The 20,972-nt window shown below is 72.4% G+C and carries 20 protein-coding genes; 11 read left to right on the top strand and 9 right to left on the bottom strand.

Going from position 1 to position 20,972, the window contains the following annotated elements; genetic code table 11:
- Positions 1-28: 28 nt before the first annotated feature.
- The 3 genes from ACIPK3_RS28670 to ACIPK3_RS28660 form a co-directional block, all read right to left on the bottom strand.
- Positions 29-631 carry a hypothetical protein gene (locus ACIPK3_RS28670; RefSeq protein WP_402574237.1) on the bottom strand — a complete coding sequence of 201 codons (603 nt, stop codon included), beginning with the start codon at positions 629-631 and terminating at the stop codon, positions 29-31.
- 133 nt (positions 632-764) lie between these two features.
- Positions 765-1,589: an MOSC domain-containing protein gene (locus ACIPK3_RS28665; RefSeq protein WP_402574235.1), complete on the bottom strand. Its 825-nt coding sequence runs from the start codon at positions 1,587-1,589 to the stop codon at positions 765-767.
- Between the two features lie 42 nt (positions 1,590-1,631).
- On the bottom strand, positions 1,632-2,087 hold the full coding sequence (locus ACIPK3_RS28660) for a DUF6643 family protein (protein WP_402574233.1): 456 nt from the start codon (positions 2,085-2,087) through the stop codon (positions 1,632-1,634).
- Between the two features lie 303 nt (positions 2,088-2,390).
- Between ACIPK3_RS28660 and ACIPK3_RS28655 the strand changes: the two genes are divergently transcribed.
- Positions 2,391-3,692 carry a TerD family protein gene (locus tag ACIPK3_RS28655; protein WP_402574368.1) on the top strand — a complete coding sequence of 434 codons (1,302 nt, stop codon included), beginning with the start codon at positions 2,391-2,393 and terminating at the stop codon, positions 3,690-3,692.
- A gap of 38 nt (positions 3,693-3,730) precedes the next feature.
- Here the strand turns inward: ACIPK3_RS28655 and ACIPK3_RS28650 are convergent, their stop codons facing one another.
- Positions 3,731-4,927 (bottom strand): glycosyltransferase, encoded by a 1,197-nt coding sequence (locus ACIPK3_RS28650; RefSeq protein ID WP_402574231.1) that lies wholly within the window; start codon positions 4,925-4,927, stop codon positions 3,731-3,733.
- Positions 4,928-4,966: 39 nt separating this feature from the next.
- Between ACIPK3_RS28650 and ACIPK3_RS28645 the strand changes: the two genes are divergently transcribed.
- The 4 genes from ACIPK3_RS28645 (at position 4,967) to ACIPK3_RS28630 (ending at position 8,507) form a co-directional block, all read left to right on the top strand.
- Positions 4,967-5,752, top strand: a complete 786-nt coding sequence (locus tag ACIPK3_RS28645) for a glutamate racemase (protein ID WP_402574229.1) — start codon at positions 4,967-4,969, stop codon at positions 5,750-5,752.
- Between the two features lie 24 nt (positions 5,753-5,776).
- Entirely contained in the window at positions 5,777-6,322 is a 546-nt protein-coding gene (locus tag ACIPK3_RS28640) for a hypothetical protein (protein WP_402574227.1), read from the top strand.
- 70 nt (positions 6,323-6,392) lie between these two features.
- A complete protein-coding gene (gene lnt, locus ACIPK3_RS28635; protein ID WP_402574226.1) occupies positions 6,393-8,006 on the top strand; it encodes an apolipoprotein N-acyltransferase in 1,614 nt (537 codons plus the stop codon).
- Positions 8,007-8,027: 21 nt separating this feature from the next.
- Positions 8,028-8,507: an NUDIX hydrolase gene (locus ACIPK3_RS28630; protein ID WP_402574224.1), complete on the top strand. Its 480-nt coding sequence runs from the start codon at positions 8,028-8,030 to the stop codon at positions 8,505-8,507.
- An 80-nt stretch (positions 8,508-8,587) separates the two neighbouring features.
- Here the strand turns inward: ACIPK3_RS28630 and ACIPK3_RS28625 are convergent, their stop codons facing one another.
- A complete protein-coding gene (locus tag ACIPK3_RS28625; RefSeq protein WP_402574222.1) occupies positions 8,588-10,300 on the bottom strand; it encodes an MFS transporter in 1,713 nt (570 codons plus the stop codon).
- A 237-nt stretch (positions 10,301-10,537) separates the two neighbouring features.
- On the opposite strand from ACIPK3_RS28625, the gene ACIPK3_RS28620 reads away from it, so the two are divergent.
- Entirely contained in the window at positions 10,538-11,365 is an 828-nt protein-coding gene (locus ACIPK3_RS28620) for a TetR/AcrR family transcriptional regulator (RefSeq protein WP_402574220.1), read from the top strand.
- Between the two features lie 21 nt (positions 11,366-11,386).
- Here ACIPK3_RS28620 and ACIPK3_RS28615 read toward each other — a convergent pair whose 3' ends face one another.
- Positions 11,387-12,433: a ricin-type beta-trefoil lectin domain protein gene (locus ACIPK3_RS28615; RefSeq protein ID WP_402574218.1), complete on the bottom strand. Its 1,047-nt coding sequence runs from the start codon at positions 12,431-12,433 to the stop codon at positions 11,387-11,389.
- A gap of 236 nt (positions 12,434-12,669) precedes the next feature.
- On the opposite strand from ACIPK3_RS28615, the gene ACIPK3_RS28610 reads away from it, so the two are divergent.
- A complete protein-coding gene (locus ACIPK3_RS28610; protein WP_402574217.1) occupies positions 12,670-13,644 on the top strand; it encodes a threo-3-hydroxy-L-aspartate ammonia-lyase in 975 nt (324 codons plus the stop codon).
- A 578-nt stretch (positions 13,645-14,222) separates the two neighbouring features.
- Here the strand turns inward: ACIPK3_RS28610 and ACIPK3_RS28605 are convergent.
- The 3 genes from ACIPK3_RS28605 to ACIPK3_RS28595 form a co-directional block, all read right to left on the bottom strand.
- Positions 14,223-15,644: a family 2B encapsulin nanocompartment shell protein gene (locus ACIPK3_RS28605; protein ID WP_402574215.1), complete on the bottom strand. Its 1,422-nt coding sequence runs from the start codon at positions 15,642-15,644 to the stop codon at positions 14,223-14,225.
- Positions 15,645-15,896: 252 nt separating this feature from the next.
- Positions 15,897-16,328: a MarR family winged helix-turn-helix transcriptional regulator gene (locus tag ACIPK3_RS28600; RefSeq protein ID WP_402574213.1), complete on the bottom strand. Its 432-nt coding sequence runs from the start codon at positions 16,326-16,328 to the stop codon at positions 15,897-15,899.
- Between the two features lie 74 nt (positions 16,329-16,402).
- Positions 16,403-16,750 carry a VOC family protein gene (locus tag ACIPK3_RS28595; protein ID WP_402574212.1) on the bottom strand — a complete coding sequence of 116 codons (348 nt, stop codon included), beginning with the start codon at positions 16,748-16,750 and terminating at the stop codon, positions 16,403-16,405.
- Positions 16,751-16,951: 201 nt separating this feature from the next.
- Between ACIPK3_RS28595 and ACIPK3_RS28590 the strand changes: the two genes are divergently transcribed.
- From ACIPK3_RS28590 to ACIPK3_RS28575, 4 genes are all read left to right on the top strand, one after another.
- The gene (locus ACIPK3_RS28590; protein WP_402574366.1) at positions 16,952-17,914 is read left to right on the top strand and encodes an SMP-30/gluconolactonase/LRE family protein; all 963 of its coding nucleotides are present in this window, start codon (positions 16,952-16,954) and stop codon (positions 17,912-17,914) included.
- Between the two features lie 339 nt (positions 17,915-18,253).
- Positions 18,254-19,090 (top strand): undecaprenyl-diphosphate phosphatase, encoded by an 837-nt coding sequence (locus ACIPK3_RS28585; protein WP_402574210.1) that lies wholly within the window; start codon positions 18,254-18,256, stop codon positions 19,088-19,090.
- 163 nt (positions 19,091-19,253) lie between these two features.
- Positions 19,254-19,919: a FadR/GntR family transcriptional regulator gene (locus tag ACIPK3_RS28580; protein WP_402574364.1), complete on the top strand. Its 666-nt coding sequence runs from the start codon at positions 19,254-19,256 to the stop codon at positions 19,917-19,919.
- On the top strand, positions 19,916-20,935 hold the full coding sequence (locus tag ACIPK3_RS28575) for an asparaginase (protein ID WP_402574208.1): 1,020 nt from the start codon (positions 19,916-19,918) through the stop codon (positions 20,933-20,935). Before ACIPK3_RS28580 ends, ACIPK3_RS28575 begins: the two co-directional genes overlap by 4 nt.
- Positions 20,936-20,972: the final 37 nt, after the last annotated feature.

The raw sequence follows: 20,972 nt of genomic DNA, 5'->3' as shown, positions 1-20,972 counted from the left end.
CGGTGGGTTGACCAGAGAGGAAAGGCCGTCAGCTGCCGGTGCCGGCCCTGCCCCAGTCCGGGCCCGCGCGGTCCCATGCCTGGTCCCAGCGCGTGTACCTGCGGCGGACCAGACGCCAGACGGTCAGCCGTCTGGCGCACTCGGCCGCCGCCACGGTCAGCAGGGCGGCGCCGAGGCCCGCGAGCACGGCGTGCGTGGTCGCCGTCGTGGTGTCCAGGGGGCGGGTGGTTATTCGGCCGTGCGGGTCGGTCCACAGTCCGAAGCGGTCGCCGCTGTGCGGGGACTTCAGGGCGGACATGACCGCGCCGTGTCGCCGGGTGCCGTCGGGCGCCGTCCAGTTGGCGAGCACCCGGCTGCGGGTGTCGCGCGTGGTGACGTCGGGGTCCGGATCGGGCCGGGCGTACTCCAGCTCGCGCACCACGGTCGCCGTGACCTGCTGGCGGGCGCGGTGTTGGGCCTGGACGGACCGTTGCAGCGAACTCTGCGCGGCCTGGCCGACGGTGAAGCCGATCGCGGGTGCGGCCAGCACGCTCAGCAGCAGGGCGACGAGAGCCACCCAGGCCTCGGCCAGGTCGGTCCCGCGGCACAGCGGATTGTGCCGCCAGTGCCAGAGACCGCTGATCGCTCGCACAGCCCCTCACCCCCTTCCCCCCTCTCACGCACCCCTCACAAAACCTGAACGTGCCGGAGGCGGGGTACGGTTCCCGCACGGGAGGGATTTCTCCTCCGGGTTCTCCGGGTTCTCCGGCAGGTCCGGCGAGGGCTCAGTCGAGGATCCGCACCGGGTCCCCGACGCGGATGACGCCGGCCGTCTGCGGTACCAGGTTCTGGCCGAAGACCAGGCGAGTGCCGAACCTGCGGTGCCGGGAGAGGGTGCGCAGGGGTTCCCGGCCGCGCGCGGCGGTCGACTGGTCGGTGGTGGTCACGACGCACCGCCCGCACATCTTGGCCACCCGGAAGACCACCTCGCCGATCGCGACGCGCGACCAGTCGTCCTCGGCCCAGGCTTCCGTGCCCGCCACGACCGCGTTGGGCCGGAAGCGGTTCATGGGCAGCGGACCCTCGTGGGCGTGGTCGCCCCGGGCGATCAGCGAGTTCAGGGCGTCGAGGGAGGCGACCGTGGTGACCAGCAGGGGGAAACCGTCCGCGAAGCTCACGGTCTCGCCCGGCAACGCGTAGTCAGGATCGATCGGGCGGCGGGTGGCCGGATCGTCGAGGTGGACCAGGCGCACGCCGGTTCCCAGATAGTCGCCGCACCAGGCGTGCGCGGCCTGCACCGCCGGCACGGCGTCCACCTTGGTGCCGAAGATGCTCAGCGGGACCGTGTCCCGCGACTCGGGCACGGGCACCTCGAGGGGCTCCCGGCCGGGCGCGGACAGCAGAATGCCGCCGCCGGGCATCGGCTCGGCGGCGGCGCGTGCGAGACGCGGCTGCTCGCGTTGTGTGACGACCTTGCCCCCGTCGTCCACCAGTGCCCAGCGGCGGTCACCGGACAGCCCCCAGGGCTCCACCACGGCCTGCCGGGGCGAAATGCCCCGGAACGCCTTGACCGGGTGGACGTGGATCGACTGCAGAACGGAACTCCCCATGTAGCCATGGTGCCAGGCGGCACCGACAGCCGGAGGGGCCGGTCAGTAGCCCCGGTACTGCTGCTGGTTGTTGTAGGGGTCCTGGTAGGGAGCCTGCATGGGCCGCGGGGCGGCGGGGCGCATGGCCTCGTAACCGGAGTTCCCCGCCATCGGCCGCTGCGGCTGCGGCTGCTGGCCGGGGTAGCCGCGGGGCGCGGTGGCCTGCTGCGGGATGTAGGCGGTGGGCGCCTGGTGCAGCGGGGCGGGCTGCTGTGCCTGCTGCGGGTAGCCGTAGGAGGGGTACTGCTGTGCGGGGGCCGCCGGGAGCGCGGGGAGCGCGGACGGCAGGGCGGGCAGGTTGCCGCCGCCCAGGCCGACGCCCGTGTCGTAGGCGGCGGGGACCCGGATCGGGGCGATCTGCGGGGTGCCCCGCTCGGCCACGAGCGAGTCGTAGATCGGAGTGTCCGGGAAGGAGGCGGAGTAGTAGCCGCCGCCATAGGTGGAGCGGGGGGAGGTCATGGCACATAAGTTAAGCCCACGATGTGCTGGTTGGGGAGACCGATAAGAGGGTTGATTTCCGTGTCGGCAGTGACGTGGGATCCTCAATCCGAGCGAATTCGGCAAAAAAGGACTGCGGTCGGCGTTTGGATCGCGTAAAGGCCAGGTTTTCGGTGGGTTACCGGGGGTTGGCCAGCGATCTTCACGGCCCGCCCGTGCGAGTTCACCGCCCTCCGGGAATAGGTTGGGGCGGGTAGGGATGGGCAATGCGCGGCCGGGACGCGTACCGGCGGGGCAGCACACGAATTGGGGGCGTACATGTCAATGCCGAAGGGGTCGAATGTGCCGGTGCCGACGACGGCCCTGCGCGTCGAACTGGGCTGGCGTCCGGGGCCGGGCGTGCCGGACGCGGATGCCTCGGCTCTGCTGCTCGCGGCGGGGAAGGTGCGCTCCGACGGGGACTTCGTGTTCTACAACCAGCCCGCGCACACGTCCGGCGCGGTCCGGCACGAGGGCAAGACGAACACCGGAACACGGATCACCGACACGCTCCTCGTGGACCTCGCGCGCGTGGAGGACGGCATCGAGCGGGTGGTCCTCGCGGCCTCCGCGGACGGCGGCACGTTCGGGCAGGTGCCGGATCTGTACATCGAGGTCCAGGACGCCGGCCGGGGCGGTGTGGTCGCCCGCTTCGACAGCGCCGGCGCCACGGTGGAGACGGCCTTCGTGCTCGGCGAGTTCTACCGCCGGCAGGGCGCCTGGAAGTTCCGGGCCGTGGGCCAGGGCTACAGCAGCGGACTCGAAGGCCTGGCCACGGACTTCGGCATCACCGTCGACGAGCCGCAGCGCCCCGCCCCGCCCGTCGCGCCCCCGGTGACCATGACACCCCCGCCGGCCCCTCCGGCCCACCTGCCCCCGCCGTCGGGGCCGCCCGTCCGCCTGCCCCCGCCGACCGGCCCCGCCGCCCCGCCACCCCCGCCGCCGTCCGCCCCGCCCACGGCACCCGTCCGCCTGACCAAGGTGACGCTGACCAAGGCGGCACCCTCGGTGTCCCTGATGAAGCAGGGCGGCACGTCGGGCGCCCTGCGGGTCAACCTCAACTGGCAGACACGCACCCAGTTCTCCGGATGGGGCGCCCGGCGCGGCGGCGACCTCGACCTGGACCTGTGCGCCCTCTACGAACTCGCCGACGGCCGCAAGGGCGTCGTACAGGCCCTCGGCAACTCCTTCGGTTCGCTGAACCGGCCGCCGTACATGCACCTCGACGGCGACGACCGCAGCGGTGCCGTGGCGAGCGGTGAGAACCTCACCGTCAACCTCGACCACACCCGCGACTTCCGGCGCATCCTCGTCTTCGTGACCATCTACGAAGGCGCCAGCTCCTTCGCCGACCTGCACGCCACGGTCACCCTCCAGCCGCAGCACGGCGCGGCGGTCGACTTCTCCCTGGACGAGTGCACGGTCCCCTCCACGGTCTGCGCGCTCGCCCTGATCACCAACACGGGATCCGACCTCGTCGTACGGCGGGAGGCCCGGTACCTCGTGCCGCAGCGCGGGGTCAGCCCCCAGCGGACCGTCGACCAGGCCTACGGCTGGGGCATGAACTGGACCCCGGGCCGCAAGTAGCCACCGGGCAGCGGCCTCAGCGCGGGACCAGCGCGGGATCAGCCCTCGTCCGGCACCGCGGTGTCCGGCCGCGCGTAGGTACGTCCCTTCCACGCCGCCCCGCGTCCCCGGTAGTGCAGCACCGCTGAATCGACGGTCATGAGGAGGTAGAGGAACGCGGTGAACGGCAGCAGGGGCGCGAGCCACAGCGGCTGCCGGTAGTAGCGGAGCATGGGGACGTACGTCGCCGTCATCACGAGCCACGCCGCCCCGCCGGTGACCGCGGCCGCCGTACTCCCCGCCGCCGAACCGGCCACCAGGGCGGCGGGCGGCACCAGATACACCAGGGCGAGCCCGGCGACCGTACCGAGCAGCAGCGGGGGACTGTGCCGCAGCTGCGCGTACGCGCTGCGCGAGACCATCCGCCACAGATCGCGCAGCCGGGGGTAGGGGCGCACGCTGTCCACCTCCTCGGCGAGCCCGAGCCACACCCGGCCTCCCGCCCCCTTCACGGCCCGCGCGAGGGCCACGTCGTCGATGACGGCGTGCCGGATGGCGTCCGGGATCCGGGCCCGCTCCGCCATGTCCGCGCGCAGCAGCACACAGCCGCCCGCCGCGGCCGCCGTCCGCGCCCGCTCCCGTCCGATCCGGCGGAACGGGTACAGCTGGGCGAAGAAATAGACGAACGCGGGCACCACGAGCCGTTCCCACCGGCTCGCCACCCGCAGCCGGGCCATCAGCGACACCACGTCGAAGCCCCCGCCACGGGCGGCCGCCACCAGCCGTCGCAGACTGTCCGGCCCGTGCGCGATGTCGGCGTCCGTGAGCAGCAGGTATTCGGGCCCACGCGCGCGTGCCAGGGCGACGCCGTGACGCACCGCCCACAGCTTGCCCGTCCAGCCCGCCGGCGGGTCGCCCGGGGAGCCCACCGTCAGCGGCAGCCCACCGAGGCGCCGGGCCAGATCGCGGGCCAGCTCACCGGTGCCGTCCGTGCTGCCGTCGTCGACCAGGAACACCTCCGCCCGCCCCGGGTACTCCTGCGCCAGCAGCGACGGAAGGCTCGCGGGCAGTATCTCGGCCTCGTCACGGGCCGGTACGACGACACAGACCGAAGGCCAGTCGGCCAGATCACCCAGCGGCGGCAGCCGCACGTCCGTGCGCCAGAAAAAGCCCTGACAGAGCAACAGCCACAGCCAGGCGGCGAGGGACACGGCGGAGATCCACACGAAGGCGCTCACCCGCGCAGTGTGCCCCACCCGACCGGCGCAAGGGGGTCCATCGTCTATCGTGGCCGGGTGAAGATCGCGCTCATGGACTCCGGAATCGGCCTGCTGGCGGCCACCGCAGCGGTACGACGCCTGCGCCCCGACGCGGATCTCGTGCTCTCCCTGGACCCCGACGGTATGCCGTGGGGGCCGCGCACCCCGGAGGACCTCACCGGGCGGGCCCTCGCCGTGGCCGAGGCGGCGGCGGCGTACGGGCCCGAGGCCCTCATCGTCGGCTGCAACACGGCGACCGTGCACGCGCTGCCCGCGCTGCGCGCCCGTCTGGAACCCGGCATCCCCGTGGTCGGCACCGTCCCGGCGATCAAGCCGGCCGCGGCCGGCGGTGGCCCGCTCGCCATCTGGGCGACGCCCGCGACCACCCGGAGCCCCTACCAGCGCGGGCTCATCGAGCAGTTCGCCGACGGCGTCCGGGTCACCGAAGTGCCGTGCTGGGGACTCGCCGAGGCCGTGGAGCACGCGGACGAGGCGGCGATCGACGCCGCTGTCGCCGCGGCCGCCGAGCTGACCCCGGCCGACGTCACGACCGTCGTCCTCGGCTGCACCCACTACGAGCTGGTGACGGAACGTATCCGCGCCGCGGTGCAGCAGCCCGACGCGCCCCCGTTGATCCTGCTCGGCTCCGCTGTCGCGGTGGCCGCTCAGGCGCTGCGCCGGATCGGTGAACCTCCCGCACCGGACGCCCCCGCCGAGGGCACGCTGACCGTCCTGCTGAGCGGCCGCGCGGGCGAGCTGCCCGCAGCCGCCCTGAACTACGCCGAGGGCAGGATTCTGCCCGTAGTCATGCCCACCCGGTGAGCAAACCTTAGTAACCTCATGGTTATGAGGGACCATCCCCGCGACCAGGACGCCCCACAGCCCGAGGTCTGGCACGGGCGCGCGACCAACCGGGTGCAGTGGCTGCCGGCGCTGGCCGGAGCCGCCTGCCTGGCCCTCGGTATCGTGCTGGCCGTGCAGTCCGCCTGGACCTCGGGCATCATCGCGCTGGTCATGTCCGTCGTGGGCTGCATCATGGTCGGACTGCTGGTCCTGTTCGGCACCCTCGCCTTCGTGCACGTCGATCTGAAGCTCGACGGTGAGTGCGTCGAGGTCCGCTGCGGCCACATGGGCCTGCCCCGCCGCCGTATCCCGCTCTCTCAGGTCGTCGGCGCCGAGTTCGTCCCCCTCGTCACCCCCCGCCACTGGGGCGGCTGGGGCTACCGCTGGCGCCCGGAGCGGGGCACGGCGGTCGTCGTGCGCCGGGGCGAGGGTGTCGTCCTGAGCCTGTGGGACGGGCACACCTTCACGATCACCGTGGACGACGCTCAATCCGCGGTCAGCGCCATCAAGGACCGGCTGCGTGCCATCGCCCCGGGCGCCGCGCGCTGAGGCACACGTACCCGGCCGCCCGGCACCCGTGCGTCGCCGCCGCCGAAGTCACCCGCCGTACACTCCCGGGGTGACCGTCACCGCAACCCCCGTGGACCAGCCCGAACAGCTGCCGGAGCGCACGCTCGGTGCCCGTGCCGTACGGCTGCGGCGCCTGGTCCCGGCCGTCGTCGCCGCCCTCAGCGGACTGCTGCTCTACGTCAGCTTCCCGCCCCGCACCCTGTGGTGGCTCGCCCTGCCCGCGTTCGCCGGTTTCGCCTGGGTCCTGCGCGGCCGCCGCTGGAAGGCGGCCCTGGGCCTCGGTTACCTCTTCGGCCTCGGCTTCCTGCTGCCCCTGCTGGTGTGGACGGGTGTGGAGGTCGGCCCCGGCCCCTGGCTGGCGCTGGTGGCCATCGAGGCGGTCTTCGTCGCGCTGGCCGGCGCGGGGGTGGCGGCGGTGTCCAGGCTGCCCGGCTGGCCCGTGTGGGCGGCGGCCGTCTGGATCGCCGGTGAGGCGCTTCGCGCGCGCGTACCCTTCAACGGCTTCCCCTGGGGCAAGATCGCGTTCGGCCAGGCGGACGGAGTGTTCCTGCCGCTCGCCGCGGTGGGCGGCACCCCGGTGATGGGCTTCGCCGTCGTCCTGTGCGGCTTCGGTCTGTACGAGGCGGGGCGGCTGGCGGTCGAGGGGCGCCGTACCCGGACCGTACGGAAGGCGGCCGCGGCCACGGCCCTGCTGAGCGTGGCGGTCCCGGTCGTCGGGGCGCTGGCCGCCCGTGCGCTGATCAGCGACAAGGCGGAGAACGGCACCGCGACCGTCGCGGTCATCCAGGGCAACGTGCCGCGCGCCGGTCTTGAGTTCAGTGCCCAGCGGCGCGCGGTGCTCGACCACCACGCGCGCGAGACGATGAAGCTGGCCGCCGACATCAAGGCAGGCAAGGCCGCGCAGCCCGACTTCGTGCTCTGGCCGGAGAACTCCTCCGACATCGACCCGTTCACCAACGCCGACGCGGCCCAGGTGATCGACCGGGCGGCCAAGGCGGTCGGTGTGCCCATCTCGGTGGGCGGTGTCGTCGAGCGGGACGGGAAGCTGCTCAACGAACAGATCCTGTGGGACCCGGCCAAGGGGCCGACGCAGACGTACGACAAGCGGCAGATCCAGCCGTTCGGTGAGTACCTTCCGCTGCGGTCGCTCGTCGGGGCGATCAACAAGGACTGGACCAGCATGGTCCGCCAGGACTTCAGCCGGGGCAGCAAGCCGGGTGTGTTCGACTTCGGCGACACCAAGGTCGGCCTGGTCACCTGCTACGAGGCCGCCTTCGACTGGGCCGTGCGCTCCGAGGTCACCGACGGAGCCCAGCTGATCTCCGTGCCCAGCAACAACGCGACCTTCGACCGCAGCGAGATGACCTACCAGCAGCTCGCCATGTCCCGCGTCCGCGCCGTCGAGCACAGCCGGACCGTGACCGTGCCGGTGACCAGCGGCGTCAGCGCGATCATCATGCCGGACGGCCGGATCACCCAGAAGACCGGCATGTTCGTGCCCGCCCACCTGGTCCAGAAGGTGCCGCTGCGCTCCTCCGAGACGCCCGCCACCGAGCTGGGCGTCCTGCCCGAGATCGCCCTGCTGCTGGTCGCCGCGGGCGGCATCGGATGGGCGATCGGAGCAGGGGTGCGCGGACGGCGCGCAGGCGACGCCGGACAGTAGGTTCCGGTTAGGGTCGGGACCATGGCTACTCCCGATTTCATCCGTACGATCCGGGCCTCCGCCGGGCATCAGCTGCTGTGGCTTCCGGGGGTCGCCGCCGTCGTCTTCGACGACGAGGGCAGGGTGCTGCTGGGGCGACGCGCCGACAACGGCCGGTGGGCGCTGATCGGCGGCATCCCGGAGCCGGGGGAGCAGCCCGCGGCCTGCGCGGTGCGGGAGGTCTTCGAGGAGACCGCCGTGCACTGCGTCGCCGAGCGCGTGGTGCTGGTACAGGCCCTCGCTCCCGTCACCTACGACAACGGGGACGTCTGCCAGTTCATGGACATCACCTTCCGCTGCCGCGCCGTCGGCGGTGAGGCGCGGGTCAACGACGACGAGTCACTGGAGGTCGGCTGGTTCCCGGTCGACGCGCTCCCGGATCTCAACGAGTTCGCGCTGCTCCGCATCAAGCAGGCCCTGTCGGACTCGCCCACGTGGTTCGAACCGATCGGCCTGGACTGACCCCGCCGGCGAACGGGACGGCCGGGCACCCCTCGCAAGGGGTGCCCGGCCGCGTTGTTCCGGCGTTGTTCCGGCGGTGTTCAGTGGCCGGGGGATTCCTCCGGGCGCGCGTGGCGGGGGAGGAGGAACGAGAGGACGAAGGTGAGGGCGAGCATGCCGTCGACGATCCACAGCAGCGTCTTCATGACGGAGCCGAAGCCGCTCTGGAAGGCGGACGACGCGGTGGCCCGGAGGACGCCGGTCACCTGTGCGCCCGCCTGGGGTGAGGTGACGGCGGCCCGGGTGTCCTTCGCCAGACGCGCGCAGGATTCCGGTGTCGCGGCGGGATCCTTGGCGACGGCACGGTCCGAGGCGCACGACCGCAGGTCCGTCACGACGCGGTCCTGAGCCGCGGGAGCGACGTGCGCGGCGGTCAGCTTCCCCCGCAGGTCGTCAGACCGGTGGTCGACGGCGGTGGCGATACCGCCGCCCAGCAGACCGAAGAACACGGTGCCGAGGATGGCCACGCCGAAGGCGCCGCCGAGCTGCTGGACGGCGGTCATCGTGCCGGACGCCGACCCCGTCTCGTGCTGCTCGACGCTGGCGAGCACGATGTCGAAGAACGGTGCCATGAGCAGGCCCATGCCGATGCCGGTGACGAGCAGGGCCGGCAGGAGCTGCCAGGGGCCGACGCCGGACCCCACGGTGTCGAGGGTGAGCCACACACCGAACACGCCGCCCGCCATGACCACGGTGCCCGCCTGGAGCACGGCACGTCCGAACCTGGCGATGCCCTGGGCGATCCCGAAGCCGACGATCATGCCGCCGGACCAGGGCACCATCACCAGTCCCGCCTTGAGCGTCGAGTAGCCGAGGCCGATCTGGGTGTAGAGGTTGAAGACGAGCATGAAGCCCTGCATGGTCGAGAAGAAGACCAGTCCGAGGGTCATACCGCCGCTGAAGCCGCGCTTGCGGAACAGGCTGGGGACGACCAGCGGGTCCCGGCCGGCCCTGCTGCGGCGCGACTCGTACACGGCGAAGGCGACGAAGACGCCCACCGAGGCGGCCATCATCACGAACGTCCACACGGGCCAGTCGTACTCGCGGCCCTGGACCAGCGGGAAGATGATCAGCAGTGCCGCCAGCGACACCAGGAGCATGCCCGGAATATCCAGGCGCGGCTTGGTCTCGGAGCGGCCGCGCGGCAGGTAGCGCAGGGCGCCGAGGATGGCCGCCCCGCCGAGCGGCAGGTTGATCAGGAAGATCATCCGCCAGCCCGTGCCGAAGTAGTCGGCGTCCACGAGCCACCCCGCCAGGATCGGCCCGCACACCGCGGACATCCCCATGACAGGGCCGAACATGCCGAAGGCCTTCTGTGACTCCTTCGGCGGGAACATCTCCTTGATCATGCCGAGGCCCTGCGGCAGCATCACCGCGCCGAACAGTCCCTGTACGACGCGCGAGGCGATCAGCATCTCGGGCAACCCGGATATCGCGCACAGCAGCGAGCCCACGGTGAAGCCGGCGGCTCCCACCAGGAACATCCTGCGGCGACCGTGGATGTCGCCGAGCCGTCCTCCGGTGACGAGTCCGACGGCCATCGCGAGCGTGTACGCGGCGGCGAGCCACTGGAGGGTGGAGGCGCCGCCGCCGAGGTCGGCCCGCATGGAGGGGCCCGCGATGTTCGTGACGACGGCGTCGAGGAGGTCCATCACCTCGGCCGCGAGGATCACGAAGAGCGCAGCCCAGCGCCACCGGTAGGGCGCTGGCGAATCGGTGGACGTCTCGGCGGACGCGACACCGGTGGTGGACATCGGTACTCCTCGGATGGATGGAGGGCCCGGATTTCGGGACCCTATGAGAGAACGGTGTTCACCGTAGCAGAACGGTGCTCACCTGGAGAACGGTGTTCATTGAGATATAGCGCAACGACTTCGCAAAGACTGTGAGCTCGGGGGGCGGTGATGAGGGTCAAGATGTATCGCGTCCAGAGGGTGTGAACACCGCTCGCCCGAGGAGAACACTGTTCATGCGACACCTAGACTGTGCTCATGACCGACGCGGCAGCCGACACCCCAGTACCTCCACCGCCGTCCCCGTGGGAGCGTGAGCGCCCCGCCCGCGCCCGCGTCGCCCCCGCGCGCACTCCGCTCTCGCGCGAACGGGTCGTCGAGGCGGCCTTCACCGTGCTGGACCGTCAGGGACTCGACGGGCTGTCGATGCGCCAGGTGGCGGCCGAACTCGGGGTCACGGTCTCCGCCCTGTACGCCCACGTGAGTTCCAAGGACGACCTCCTGGAGCTGATGTACACCCGGCTCTTCGTCGGCTTCGGAATGCCCGAACCCGACCCCGAGCGGTGGCAGGAGCACATCCGGGACTTCGCCCGCGCCGGACGGCAACGCCTGCTGTCCCACCGTGACATGGCCAGGATCTCCATGGCGCACGTCCCCTTCACTGCCGAACTGCTGCCGCACGTGGAGGCGTTGCTCGCGATCTTCCGCACCGCCGGGCTGCCCGACCGCATCGCGGCGGAGGCCGGAGACCTCATCTCGACCTACATCGACGGGTTCGTCCTGGAGGAGGACATGTGGCGGGACCGGGCCGTCCAGCACGGCGGCGGCGACTCCTCCCTGGCCCGCCCCGACTGGCTTGAGATGGCCGACGAGATGCAGAACTACTTCGCGTCCCTGCCGGCCGGGGGCTTCCCCCATCTGCGCGCCCTGTCCGGGTTGATGGTGACGGGCTCCTCCGACGAGAGGTTCGAGATCGGCCTGGAGATCATCCTGCGCGGCCTGGCGAGCTATCTGCCGACCGCCACCACCGGCTCCGGCTCCGGTGCCGGAGCGCCCGGGGAGGCGGGCGCGTCCGCCGCCGACTGATCCGGGCGGTGCCCGCGTCGGTCAGCCGCCGCTCCACTTCTGGTTGTCGCCGCCGGTGCAGGTCCACAGCTGAAGAGGAGTGCCGTTCGCGGTGCCCACGTCCTTCACGTCCACGCACTTGTCCGCCTGGGTGCTGACCAGGTCGTGGGCCGCGTTGAGACGGAACCGCTGCGCTCCGCCGCCGTCACAGCCGACCAGCACGATCGCCGCGCCGTCCTGCGACGAACCGCCCTCGACCGCCATGCACTTGCCCAGCGCCCGCAGCGAACCCCCCTCGCCCGGGGCCCACTTCTGGGCGGCCGAGTTGTCGCAGTTCCCGAGGCGCAGGGGAGTGCGGGCGGCCTCTCCGCTGCCGGCCGCCTCGATGCAACGACCCGAGCCCGCACCCCGGATGAGTGTGCCCGTGACGGCCGCGACCGGCTTCGCGGGTGACGCCGAGGGCGAAGCCCGGTGGTCGCCCGGGCCGGTCGCCGCGCCCCTGGCGGAAGCGCTCGGTGCGGGTGGCCCGGAGGCCGGGCGCGTGACCGTCGGGGTCGCCGACGCCGACGGAGTCGCCGACGCGGGGGCGGAGGTCTCGGGTGACGGTGGGGCCGAGTCGGTCATGCCCGGTGTGCCCGCCGCCGTCCGTGTGTCCGGCGTGGAGTAGTGCGTACCGCCGGTGCCCAGCACCAGCAGCGTCCCGCCGGTCAGCAGGGCGACCACTGTCCCGGCCGCGACCCACCGGGCACGGTCCGACGGTCCGCGCCGGGGTGGCCGCACCGGTTCGCCGGTCGGCGCGGGGAAACCGGGGCCGCTCGGCTCCGGCGGCCGTGGTGGCTCGGTGGTGAGCGCCACGAAATCGGCGGCCGCCGCGGACATCGGCGGTACGGCCTCGGGCTCGTCCGGTGCCCGGGACGTGACCGGGGAACCCGGCCGGGACGCGACGGGGTCGCGCGTGGCCCGACCTGCCTCGGTGATCGCCGACGGGCCCGGCGTGCGGCGCGGAAGGCGCGTCGGCAGGCCGGCGCCGGTCGGCTCCAGCGCGTCGGCGGAGGCCTCCGGCTGCTGATCGCCGGGGGATGAGGTCATGACGTACTGCTTTCGGGTCGTGGTCGACGCGGAGAGCACGCACGGCGCTTCCGGTACGGCGAGCCGCCGCGGCAACGGATTGTCGGGGTGACCTCTTGGCGGAGGCTTGGAGTCTTCTTGGCGCCCGGCCTGCCGGGGGCAAGGAGTGCCCTGGACATGAGCTATAGATGTTGGACAATAATTCCAGATACGTCACCGCGCCACCGATCTCCGCACCACCGAAGGGACCACGAGCAATGTCCGACGCCCAGCCCGTCACTCTGCAGGACATCCAGGACGCCGCCGCGCAGATCAAGGGAGTGGCCCACCGCACGCCCGTGCTGCGCTCCCGCACCCTGGACGAACTCGTCGGCGCGCAGGTCTTCGTCAAGTGCGAGAACCTCCAGCGGATCGGCGCGTTCAAGTTCCGTGGCGCGTACAACGCCGTGTCCCGGCTGTCCGCGGAGCAGCTGGCCAGGGGCGTCGCCGCCTACTCCTCCGGCAACCACGCGCAGGCCGTCGCGCTGGCCGCCCGGGAGCTGGGCACCACCGCCGTCATCCTGATGCCGGAGGACACGCCCCGCTCCAAGCTGGAGGCGACCGCCGGGTACGGCGCGGAGATCGTCACCTACGACCGCTACACCGGCAACCGGACCGCGATGGGCGAGGCCCTCGCGGCGGAACGCGGGCTGGCGCTGGTGCCGCCGTACGAGCACCCGCACGTCATCGCGGGGCAGGGCACGGCAGCCCTTGAACTCCTTGAGGAAGTAGGGGAGTTGGACACCCTGGTCGTGCCGGTGGGGGGCGGCGGGCTGATCGCGGGCAGCGCCGTCGCCGCCAAGGGGCTGCAACCGGGCATCCGTGTCATCGGGGTCGAGCCCGAGGAGGGTGACGACACCAAGCGCTCCCTCGAAGCGGGCCGGCGCGTCTCCATCCCGGTGCCGCGCACCATCGCCGACGGCCAGGCCGCCGACATCCCCGGCGAACTCACCTTCTCTGTCAACCGGCGGCTGGTGGACGGAATCGCCCTGGTCAGCGACGACCAGATCCGTGACGCGATGCGGTTCGCCTTCGAGCGCCTGAAGACCGTGGTCGAGCCCAGCGGCGCGACCGCCCTCGCCGCTCTGCTGTCCCACCGCACCGCCCTCGACCCGGCTCCGCGCAGGATCGGCATCGTGCTGTCCGGCGGCAACATCAGCGCACAGCGGTTCGCGGAACTCCTGGGCGACTGAACCCCGGTCCGGCGCGGTGCGGGCATACGGCGCTCACCGGTCCCGGAGCGCGTCGAGCGGCATGTCGTACAGCCCGGCGGCCGCGGCGTGGGAACTCTCGGAGGAAGCCGTCCAGGGCTTACCGTCCGCGTCGCGGCCGGACTCCCGGAAACCGTCGAGGCGTCCGGCGGCGGTGTCGGCGATCTAGCGGCTCGCGGGGCCGTGATTGCGGACGGCGGCCACCCTCGGCAGCACCGCCGGCGACCGGCCCGCCTCGGCGGCCGCCCACGGCTGCCGGTTGACGATGGGCGGGTGCCCGGTCGTCACCACGGCCGGCGCCGGGTCTGCCTGGACATCGACGCGAACCTGATGCTGCGGGTCGCCCCCGGACGACCATCCGGCGACTCACGGCGTGTTCGCCACCACCGGCACCTCCGACATGCATGTCGCGGTGTGGACGCGTGACCTGGCGTACCTCTACCGGTTCATCGCCCGCGACGTCGGTGGTCTCGGCGTCGACGGCGTCGAGACCACCGACGTCGGACAGGCCGTCAAACGCCCGGGAACGCCCGCCGGGGTCCCGCGCCCCGGCGCCCCGCTCAGCCCGCGTCGCGGCGCGAGACCTCCACGTTCTCCAGGATGCCCAGCGCGTCCGGCACCAGGACCGCCGCCGAGTAGTAGGCGCTCACCAGATAGGAGCTCACCGCCTGCTCACCCACGCCCATGAAGCGGACGCTCAGGCCCGGTTCGACCTCGTCCGCGAGACCTGTCCGGTGCAGGCCGATCACACCCTGGTCGTCCTCCCCGGTACGCATCGCGATGATCGACGACGTACGGGCACCGCTCACCGGGATCTTGCCGCACGGCAGCAGCGGCACTCCGCGCCAGGAGGGCAGCCGGTGGCCGTTCACCTCGACACTGCCGAAGTACAGGCCCCGCTTGTTGCACTCCCGGCCGAACGCGGCGATCGCCCGTGGGTGCGCGAACAGGAAGCTCGTCTCGCGCCGCAGGCTCAGCAGCTCGTCCAGGTCGTCCGGGGTCGGCGGACCCGAGTGCGTGGAGATCCGCTGGTCGAAGTCCGCGTTGTGCAGCAGGCCGAAGTCCCGGTTGTTGACCAGCTCGTGCTCCTGCCGCTCCCGCAGCACCTGCACGGTCAGCCGGAGTTGCTGTTCGGTCTGGTCCATCGGACTGCTGTAGAGGTCGGCCACCCGGGTGTGCACCCGCAGTACGGTCTGCGCGACGCTCAACTCGTACTCACGCGGGCCTGCTTCGTAGTCCACGAACGTCCCGGGGACGTCCGGCTCGCCCACATGGCCCGAGGTGACCGCGACCTCGGCCTCGCCGCAGGCGTTGACCGCCCGGTGCTCCTGCGAGGAGGCGCTCCGCACATGCGCCCGCAGGGCGTCGTACCGCTCCGCCACCTCCAGATACGCCGCGTACGGCAGCGCGAGCACGACCGTGGCCGTCGCCGCGCGGGCCGTGAACTCCCAGAGGCAGTCGGCACCGGCCAGCACCTGGCCGCCCAGGACCTCGCCGTCGGACAACAGGCCGAGCACCGCCTCGTCGCCGTACCGACCCGCGCCGATCCGCTCCACCTTGCCGTGCGCGATGAGGTAGACATGGTCCGCAGGCCGGCCCGCGGCCGCGATGACCTGCCCGGCGGCGTACTCCCGCTGGTGGAACCGCGCCGCCAGCGCGCCCAGTGCGTTCTCGTCCGCGAAGCCGCGCAGCAGTGGCAGTTCTCCCAGCTCCGCCGGGACGACCCCGACCCGCGCGCCCGTGCGGACGAACGTCACCCGGCCGTCACCGAGCCGGTACGACAGCCGACGGTTGACGCGATAGGTACCGCCCGGCACGTTCACCCACGGCAGCACCCGCGTCAGCCACCGTGAGCTGATCTCCCGCATCTGGGGCGCGGACTTGGTCGTCGTACTCAGATTCCGTGCCGCGGCGGTACCGAGGCTCTGCTGTTCCCGCTCCTCGGCGCCCGCCGCGGGCGCCGTACCGGTCTCGACCGACATGCTTCCTACTCTCCTGTGGCTCACCGTCACCTTCCGTGCCCACAGCTACCCGCGGGCAGTCACGTCGAGTGATGACTTCGTGGGGGCGTACGAGGCACGGCTCACGGTGGTCTGCTTCCGCACCACCTCCGGTCCCGCCGACGCCACCCGGCCGGCGGTATCCGGTACGGGATCGGTCCTGTGGGGGGCGGCGGTTCGCGGCACTTCCGCATTCAGGTGTCAGGTGCAGGGACCGCGCGGGGTGGAGGCGGTTCACGCGGGTGAGGGGTGGCTCTCCGCCGGGTGCGGTGCGGCGGAGGCCTCCAGCATGCGGGCGAGTACCGCCCGCTGGAGCGGTCGCACCTCGGAGTGCAACTCACGGCCCCTGCCGGTGAGCGCGACCCAGACCCCGCGGCGGTCCTCCGCGCAGGCGGAACGCTTCACCAGGCCGTCCTTCTCCAGGCGCGCGATCAGCCTGGACAGCGCGCTCTGGCTGAGGTGGATCCGTCCCGCGAGGTTCTGTACCCGGCACTGGTCGCCCTCGCGCGGCGCCTCGGCGGCCAGGATGTCGAGCACCTCGAAGTCGCTCGCGCCCAGGCCGTGCGGGTGCAGCGCCCGGTCTATCTCGCACAGCGTGCGCGCGTGCACCGAGAGGATCTCCCGCCAGCGCGCCTCCAGCCGGGTTTCGGCCGTGTTGACTGCCATACCCGCACCGTAACATCGATACGGGTGATTGTTGAGTATGCAACTAGTGCTGGCGCTGGTGAGTGGTGCTGGTGCTAGCGCGGGTCCTGGGTCAGCCCCACGATGTTGCCGTCGGGGTCCTTCACCGAGGCGATCAGCTTGCCGCCGCCGACGTCCCGCACGTCCTGGAGCAGTTCGGCGCCCGCGGCCAGCAGCGCCGCGAGCCGGGCGCGCACGTCCGAGACGTGCCAGTACGGCACCGGCCCGGTCATGCCCTGGGCGTGCCCGTGCGGGTCGAGCCCCACGTCCTGTCCGGCGTCCTTGAAGCCGACGTAGTAGGGCTCGTCCGCGTACGGCTCCACCTCCAGGAGGGCGGAGAACAGGGCCTTGGCCCGGTCGAGGTCCTTGACGGGGTAGATGATCGTCTGGAGGCCGGCGGTCATGTGCACTCACTCCCGGAGGTCGGTGGGCCGACGGGTTCGTCGGTGGTTCCACGCTAGGGCCGGGGGCCCCGGTGCCGCTTCTCCGATCCTGACCGGTGTCGCGGCACGGAGGCGAGGAGTTCCGGCAGACACCGTCCGGTGAGGGCGCCCGGCTGCGAGGATGAACCCCCCACCGTGAAGGGCAGACACATGGGCAGGCACATGGACCGTCCCACCGCACTCGTCCCGCGTCACCACATCGCCATCGGCGGCCGAGGACCCGAGGACGTGGTGGCCGACGGCCGGGGCCGGGTCCTCACCGGCGTGGACGACGGCCGCATCCTGCGGCTGAGCGGGCTCACGGACCCGGCCGCGGCCCGCGTCGAGACGCTCGCCGAGACCGGCGGCCGACCGCTCGGACTCGAACTCCTCCCGGACGGCGACCTGTTGGTCTGCGACGCGGAACGCGGACTGCTCCGGATCGGGCTCGACGACGGTGTGGTCCGCGTCCTCGCCGACTCGGTCGCGGGGGAGCCGCTGCGCTTCTGCAGCAACGCGGTCGCCCTCTCCGACGGCAGCGTCTGCTTCACCGTGTCCAGCCGTCGTCACCCTCTCGCCCACTGGATCGGCGAGGTCGTCGAACACACCGGCACCGGGCGACTGCTGCGGCTGCCCCCCGGCGGTGGTGCCCCCGAAGTGCTTCTGGAGGAGCTCCAGTTCGCCAACGGTCTCGCACCCGCGGCCGACGAGTCCTTTCTGCTCGTTGCCGAGACCGGCGCGTGCCGCCTCACCCGCTACTGGCTCACCGGCCCGCGCGCGGGCCGTGCCGACCCCTTCGCCGAGGACCTCCCCGGCATGCCCGACAACCTCTGGCGCGACCGGAAGGACGGCCCGGTCTGGGTGGCCCTGGCCGGGCCGCGCGTCCCCCCGCTGGACCTGCTGCACCGCACCCCGCCGGCGGTGCGCCGGGTCGCGGCCCGCGCCGCGGTGCGTGCCCCGTACCGGCCGACGGGCAGGATCGGCGTGCTGGCCATGGACGACGAGGGCCGGACGGTCCACCACCTCACCCGCCGCCGCTCCGCCTTTCGCATGGTCACGAGCGTCTGCGAGGCCGACGGACACCTGATCCTCGGGAGCATTCGGGAACGCGGGGTCGCGGTGTGCGAGCCGCCCGCCGCGACATGACCCCCGCCGCCCGGCGGTAACCTGGTGCCCGCCGCGACCACCCGGACGAAACGGGCCCGAAGGGTGAGACGAAGGGTAAGAAGTCGTTGTGAGCCGGCTGCGGGGTCGTTCTCGGAGCCGCGATCGGCGCCACCCACGGGGCCCTGAGGCTGACCGGGGCGGGTGCGGGGCTCTACGCTGCCGCCAAGCCGTCGCGAGTGCCACGGGGCTCGGCGCCGCCTTCACCGGACTGCGGGCCGCCGGAGCGCTGTGGGCGTGAGCGCGGCGCACACCCGCGTGTAGTAGGACTGCCCCAAGCGCTGTCGACCCACCCAGACCATCTCCTCAGAACTGGATTCCATGAGTGCCATCTCCGTCGGTCAGGCCGTCGTCCTCGGTGTCGTCGAGGGGGTGACCGAATTCCTGCCCGTGTCCTCCACCGGTCACCTCAAGATCACCGAGGGCCTCATGGGGATCCAAGTCGACGACAAGTCCGTCGTCGGCTTCTCGGCGGTGATCCAGGTCGGCGCCATCGCCGCCGTCCTCGTGTACTTCTTCAAGGACATCGTGCGCATCGTCTCCGCCTGGGGCCGTGGCCTGGCCAACCGTGAGGAGCGCTACCACCACGACTACAAGTTCGCCTGGTGGGTGATCTACGCCACGATCCCGATCGTCGTGGTCGGACTGGCCGCCAAGCCGCTGATCGACGGGCCGCTCGCCTCCCTCTGGGTGGTCGCGGGCTCACTGATCCTCGGCAGCGGTGTCATGTGGGCGGCCGACCAGATGGGCCGGCACAAGCGCGGCGAGGACGACACCTCGTTCAAGGACGCGATGCTGGTCGGCTCCTCGCAGATCCTCGCGCTGCTCTTCCCCGGCTTCTCCCGCTCCGGCGCCACCATGTCCACCGCGCTCATCCTCGACCTGGACCGTGTCGCCGCCACCCGCCTGTCCTTCTTCCTCGGCATTCCGGCCCTGACCGGCGCCGGTCTGTACGAGCTGAAGGACGCGCTCGGCGCGGGGGTCGGCGCCGCCCCGCTGGTCGTCGGCACGGTCGTCTCCTTCGTCGTCGCCTACGCCTCCATCTCCTGGCTGCTGAAGTTCGTCGCCAAGCACTCCTTCAACGCGTTCGTGATCTACCGCATCGTCGTCGGCCTCGCGCTGTTCGGCCTGCTCGCGGGCGGAGCCATCGACAGCTGACCGGCCCGGTCCGGCCCCGTCCGACGGGCGCGAAGTCCTCCTGGGGGCTTCGCGCCCGTCGGCTTTCGACCCGGCGGGCTTGACATCACCCGTCACCCACCCGGACCATCGCACCGTGAACCTGTCAGACAGCCAGACAGCTGCGCCGCGGCGCGTCAGCGCCATGGAGGCCGTGCTCGCCCACCTCCGGGGCGCCATCGAGCGCGGTGAGTACGCCGTGGGGGACAAGCTGCCCTCAGAGGCCGAGCTCTGCCGCACCCTGGAGGTGTCCCGCCCGGTGCTCCGCGAGGCGCTGCGCGCCCTCCAGACGATGGGGCTGACCGTCTCCAGGACCGGCAAGGGCACCTTCGTGGTGGCGACCGCCGTCGAGGACCCCACCTTCGGCGACTACGCGGCCAGCGACCTGCTGGAGGTGCGCCGCCACGTGGAGATCCCGGTCGCCGGGTACGCGGCCCTGCGCCGCACCCCCGAGAACCTGGACCAGCTGGCCCACCTGCTCGACCGGATGGAACGGGAGACGGACACCACCGCCTGGGTCGCGATGGACACCGTCTTCCACCTCGTCGTCGCCGAAGCCGCCCAGAACCCGGTGTTCCGCCGGGTCATCGAGGAGATCCGCGACGCGCTCGCCCGCCAGTCGGCCTTCCTCAACGAACTGGGCGGCCGCCGCGAGCAGTCCAACCGGGAGCACCGAGCCATCGTGGAGGCGCTGATCGACGGTTCCGAACACGACGCGGCCCAGGCGATGACCCACCACCTCGACCGCGTCGAGACGACCCTGACCGACATCGTGCGCTCCGCGCGCACCCACCCGGGATCCAGCCAGTGACGCACAGCACCCCCACCGCGGACGCCCCCCGCATCCGCGAACCACACCACGCCCCCGTCGCCCACCTCATACGCGGCGGGGTGGTCGAAGGCATCCACTACGGCTCCGTGGTCGTTCTCGGCGCCGACGGCACGGTCGGCTTCCAGCTCGGCGACACCGAGGCCGCCTTCTACCCCCGCTCGGCCCTGAAGCCGGTCCAGGCCGTGGCCATGCTGCGGGCCGGTCTGCCGCTCGACGGCGAACTGCTGTCCCTGGCGGCCGCGAGCCACTCCGGGGAGGAGCGCCACCTCGCGGGAGCCCGGCGGATCCTCGAACTCGGCGGCCTCACCGAGGGCGACCTGCGCAACGTCCCCGACATGCCCTACGGCCCCGAGGTCCGCGACGCCTGGGTGTGCGCCGGACGGGGGCCCTCCCGGCTCGCCCAGAACTGCTCCGGCAAGCACGCGGCGATGCTCTGGACCGCCAAGCTCAACGGCTGGTCCCTGGACGACTACCTCGACCCGGGCCACCCCCTTCAGCGGGCGATCGCGGAGACCGTCGAGGACCTCACCGGACAGCGCGTCGCACAGGTGACGACCGACGGCTGCGGCGCCCCCCTGTTCGCCGTCTCCCTGCACGGCCTGGCCCGTGCGGCCGCCCGCATCACCAGCGCCGCGCCCGGCACCCCCGAGGCCCGCGTCGCCGACGCCATGCGCGACCACGCCGAGCTGGCCTCCGGCTCCGGCCGTGACGTGGCCGCCCTCATGCGGGCGGTGCCCGGCCTGCTCGCCAAGGACGGCTTCGAGGGCGTCCAGGTCGCCGCCCTCCCGGACGGCCGCGCCGTCGCCGTCAAGATCGCCGATGGAGCCAACCGCGCCCGCGTCCCCGTCGCCGCGGCGGCTCTCGCCCGCGCCGGGGTCGACCCCGCGCTCCTCACCGAGTTCGCCGGCGAATCCCTGCTCGGCGGCGGGCGGCCGGTCGGCCACGTACGACCGGTGCACGCCCTGGACCCGGAACCGCCGGCCGCCTGCGCGTGACCCGGCGGGCGACGCGGCCGGTCGACCCGGCTCCGCC

This window comes from Streptomyces sp. NPDC086787, assembly GCF_044745865.1.
Lineage (GTDB): Bacteria > Actinomycetota > Actinomycetes > Streptomycetales > Streptomycetaceae > Streptomyces.
Note: the sequence above shows the minus strand (reverse complement) of the source record. Positions and strands in the feature narration are given on the sequence as shown.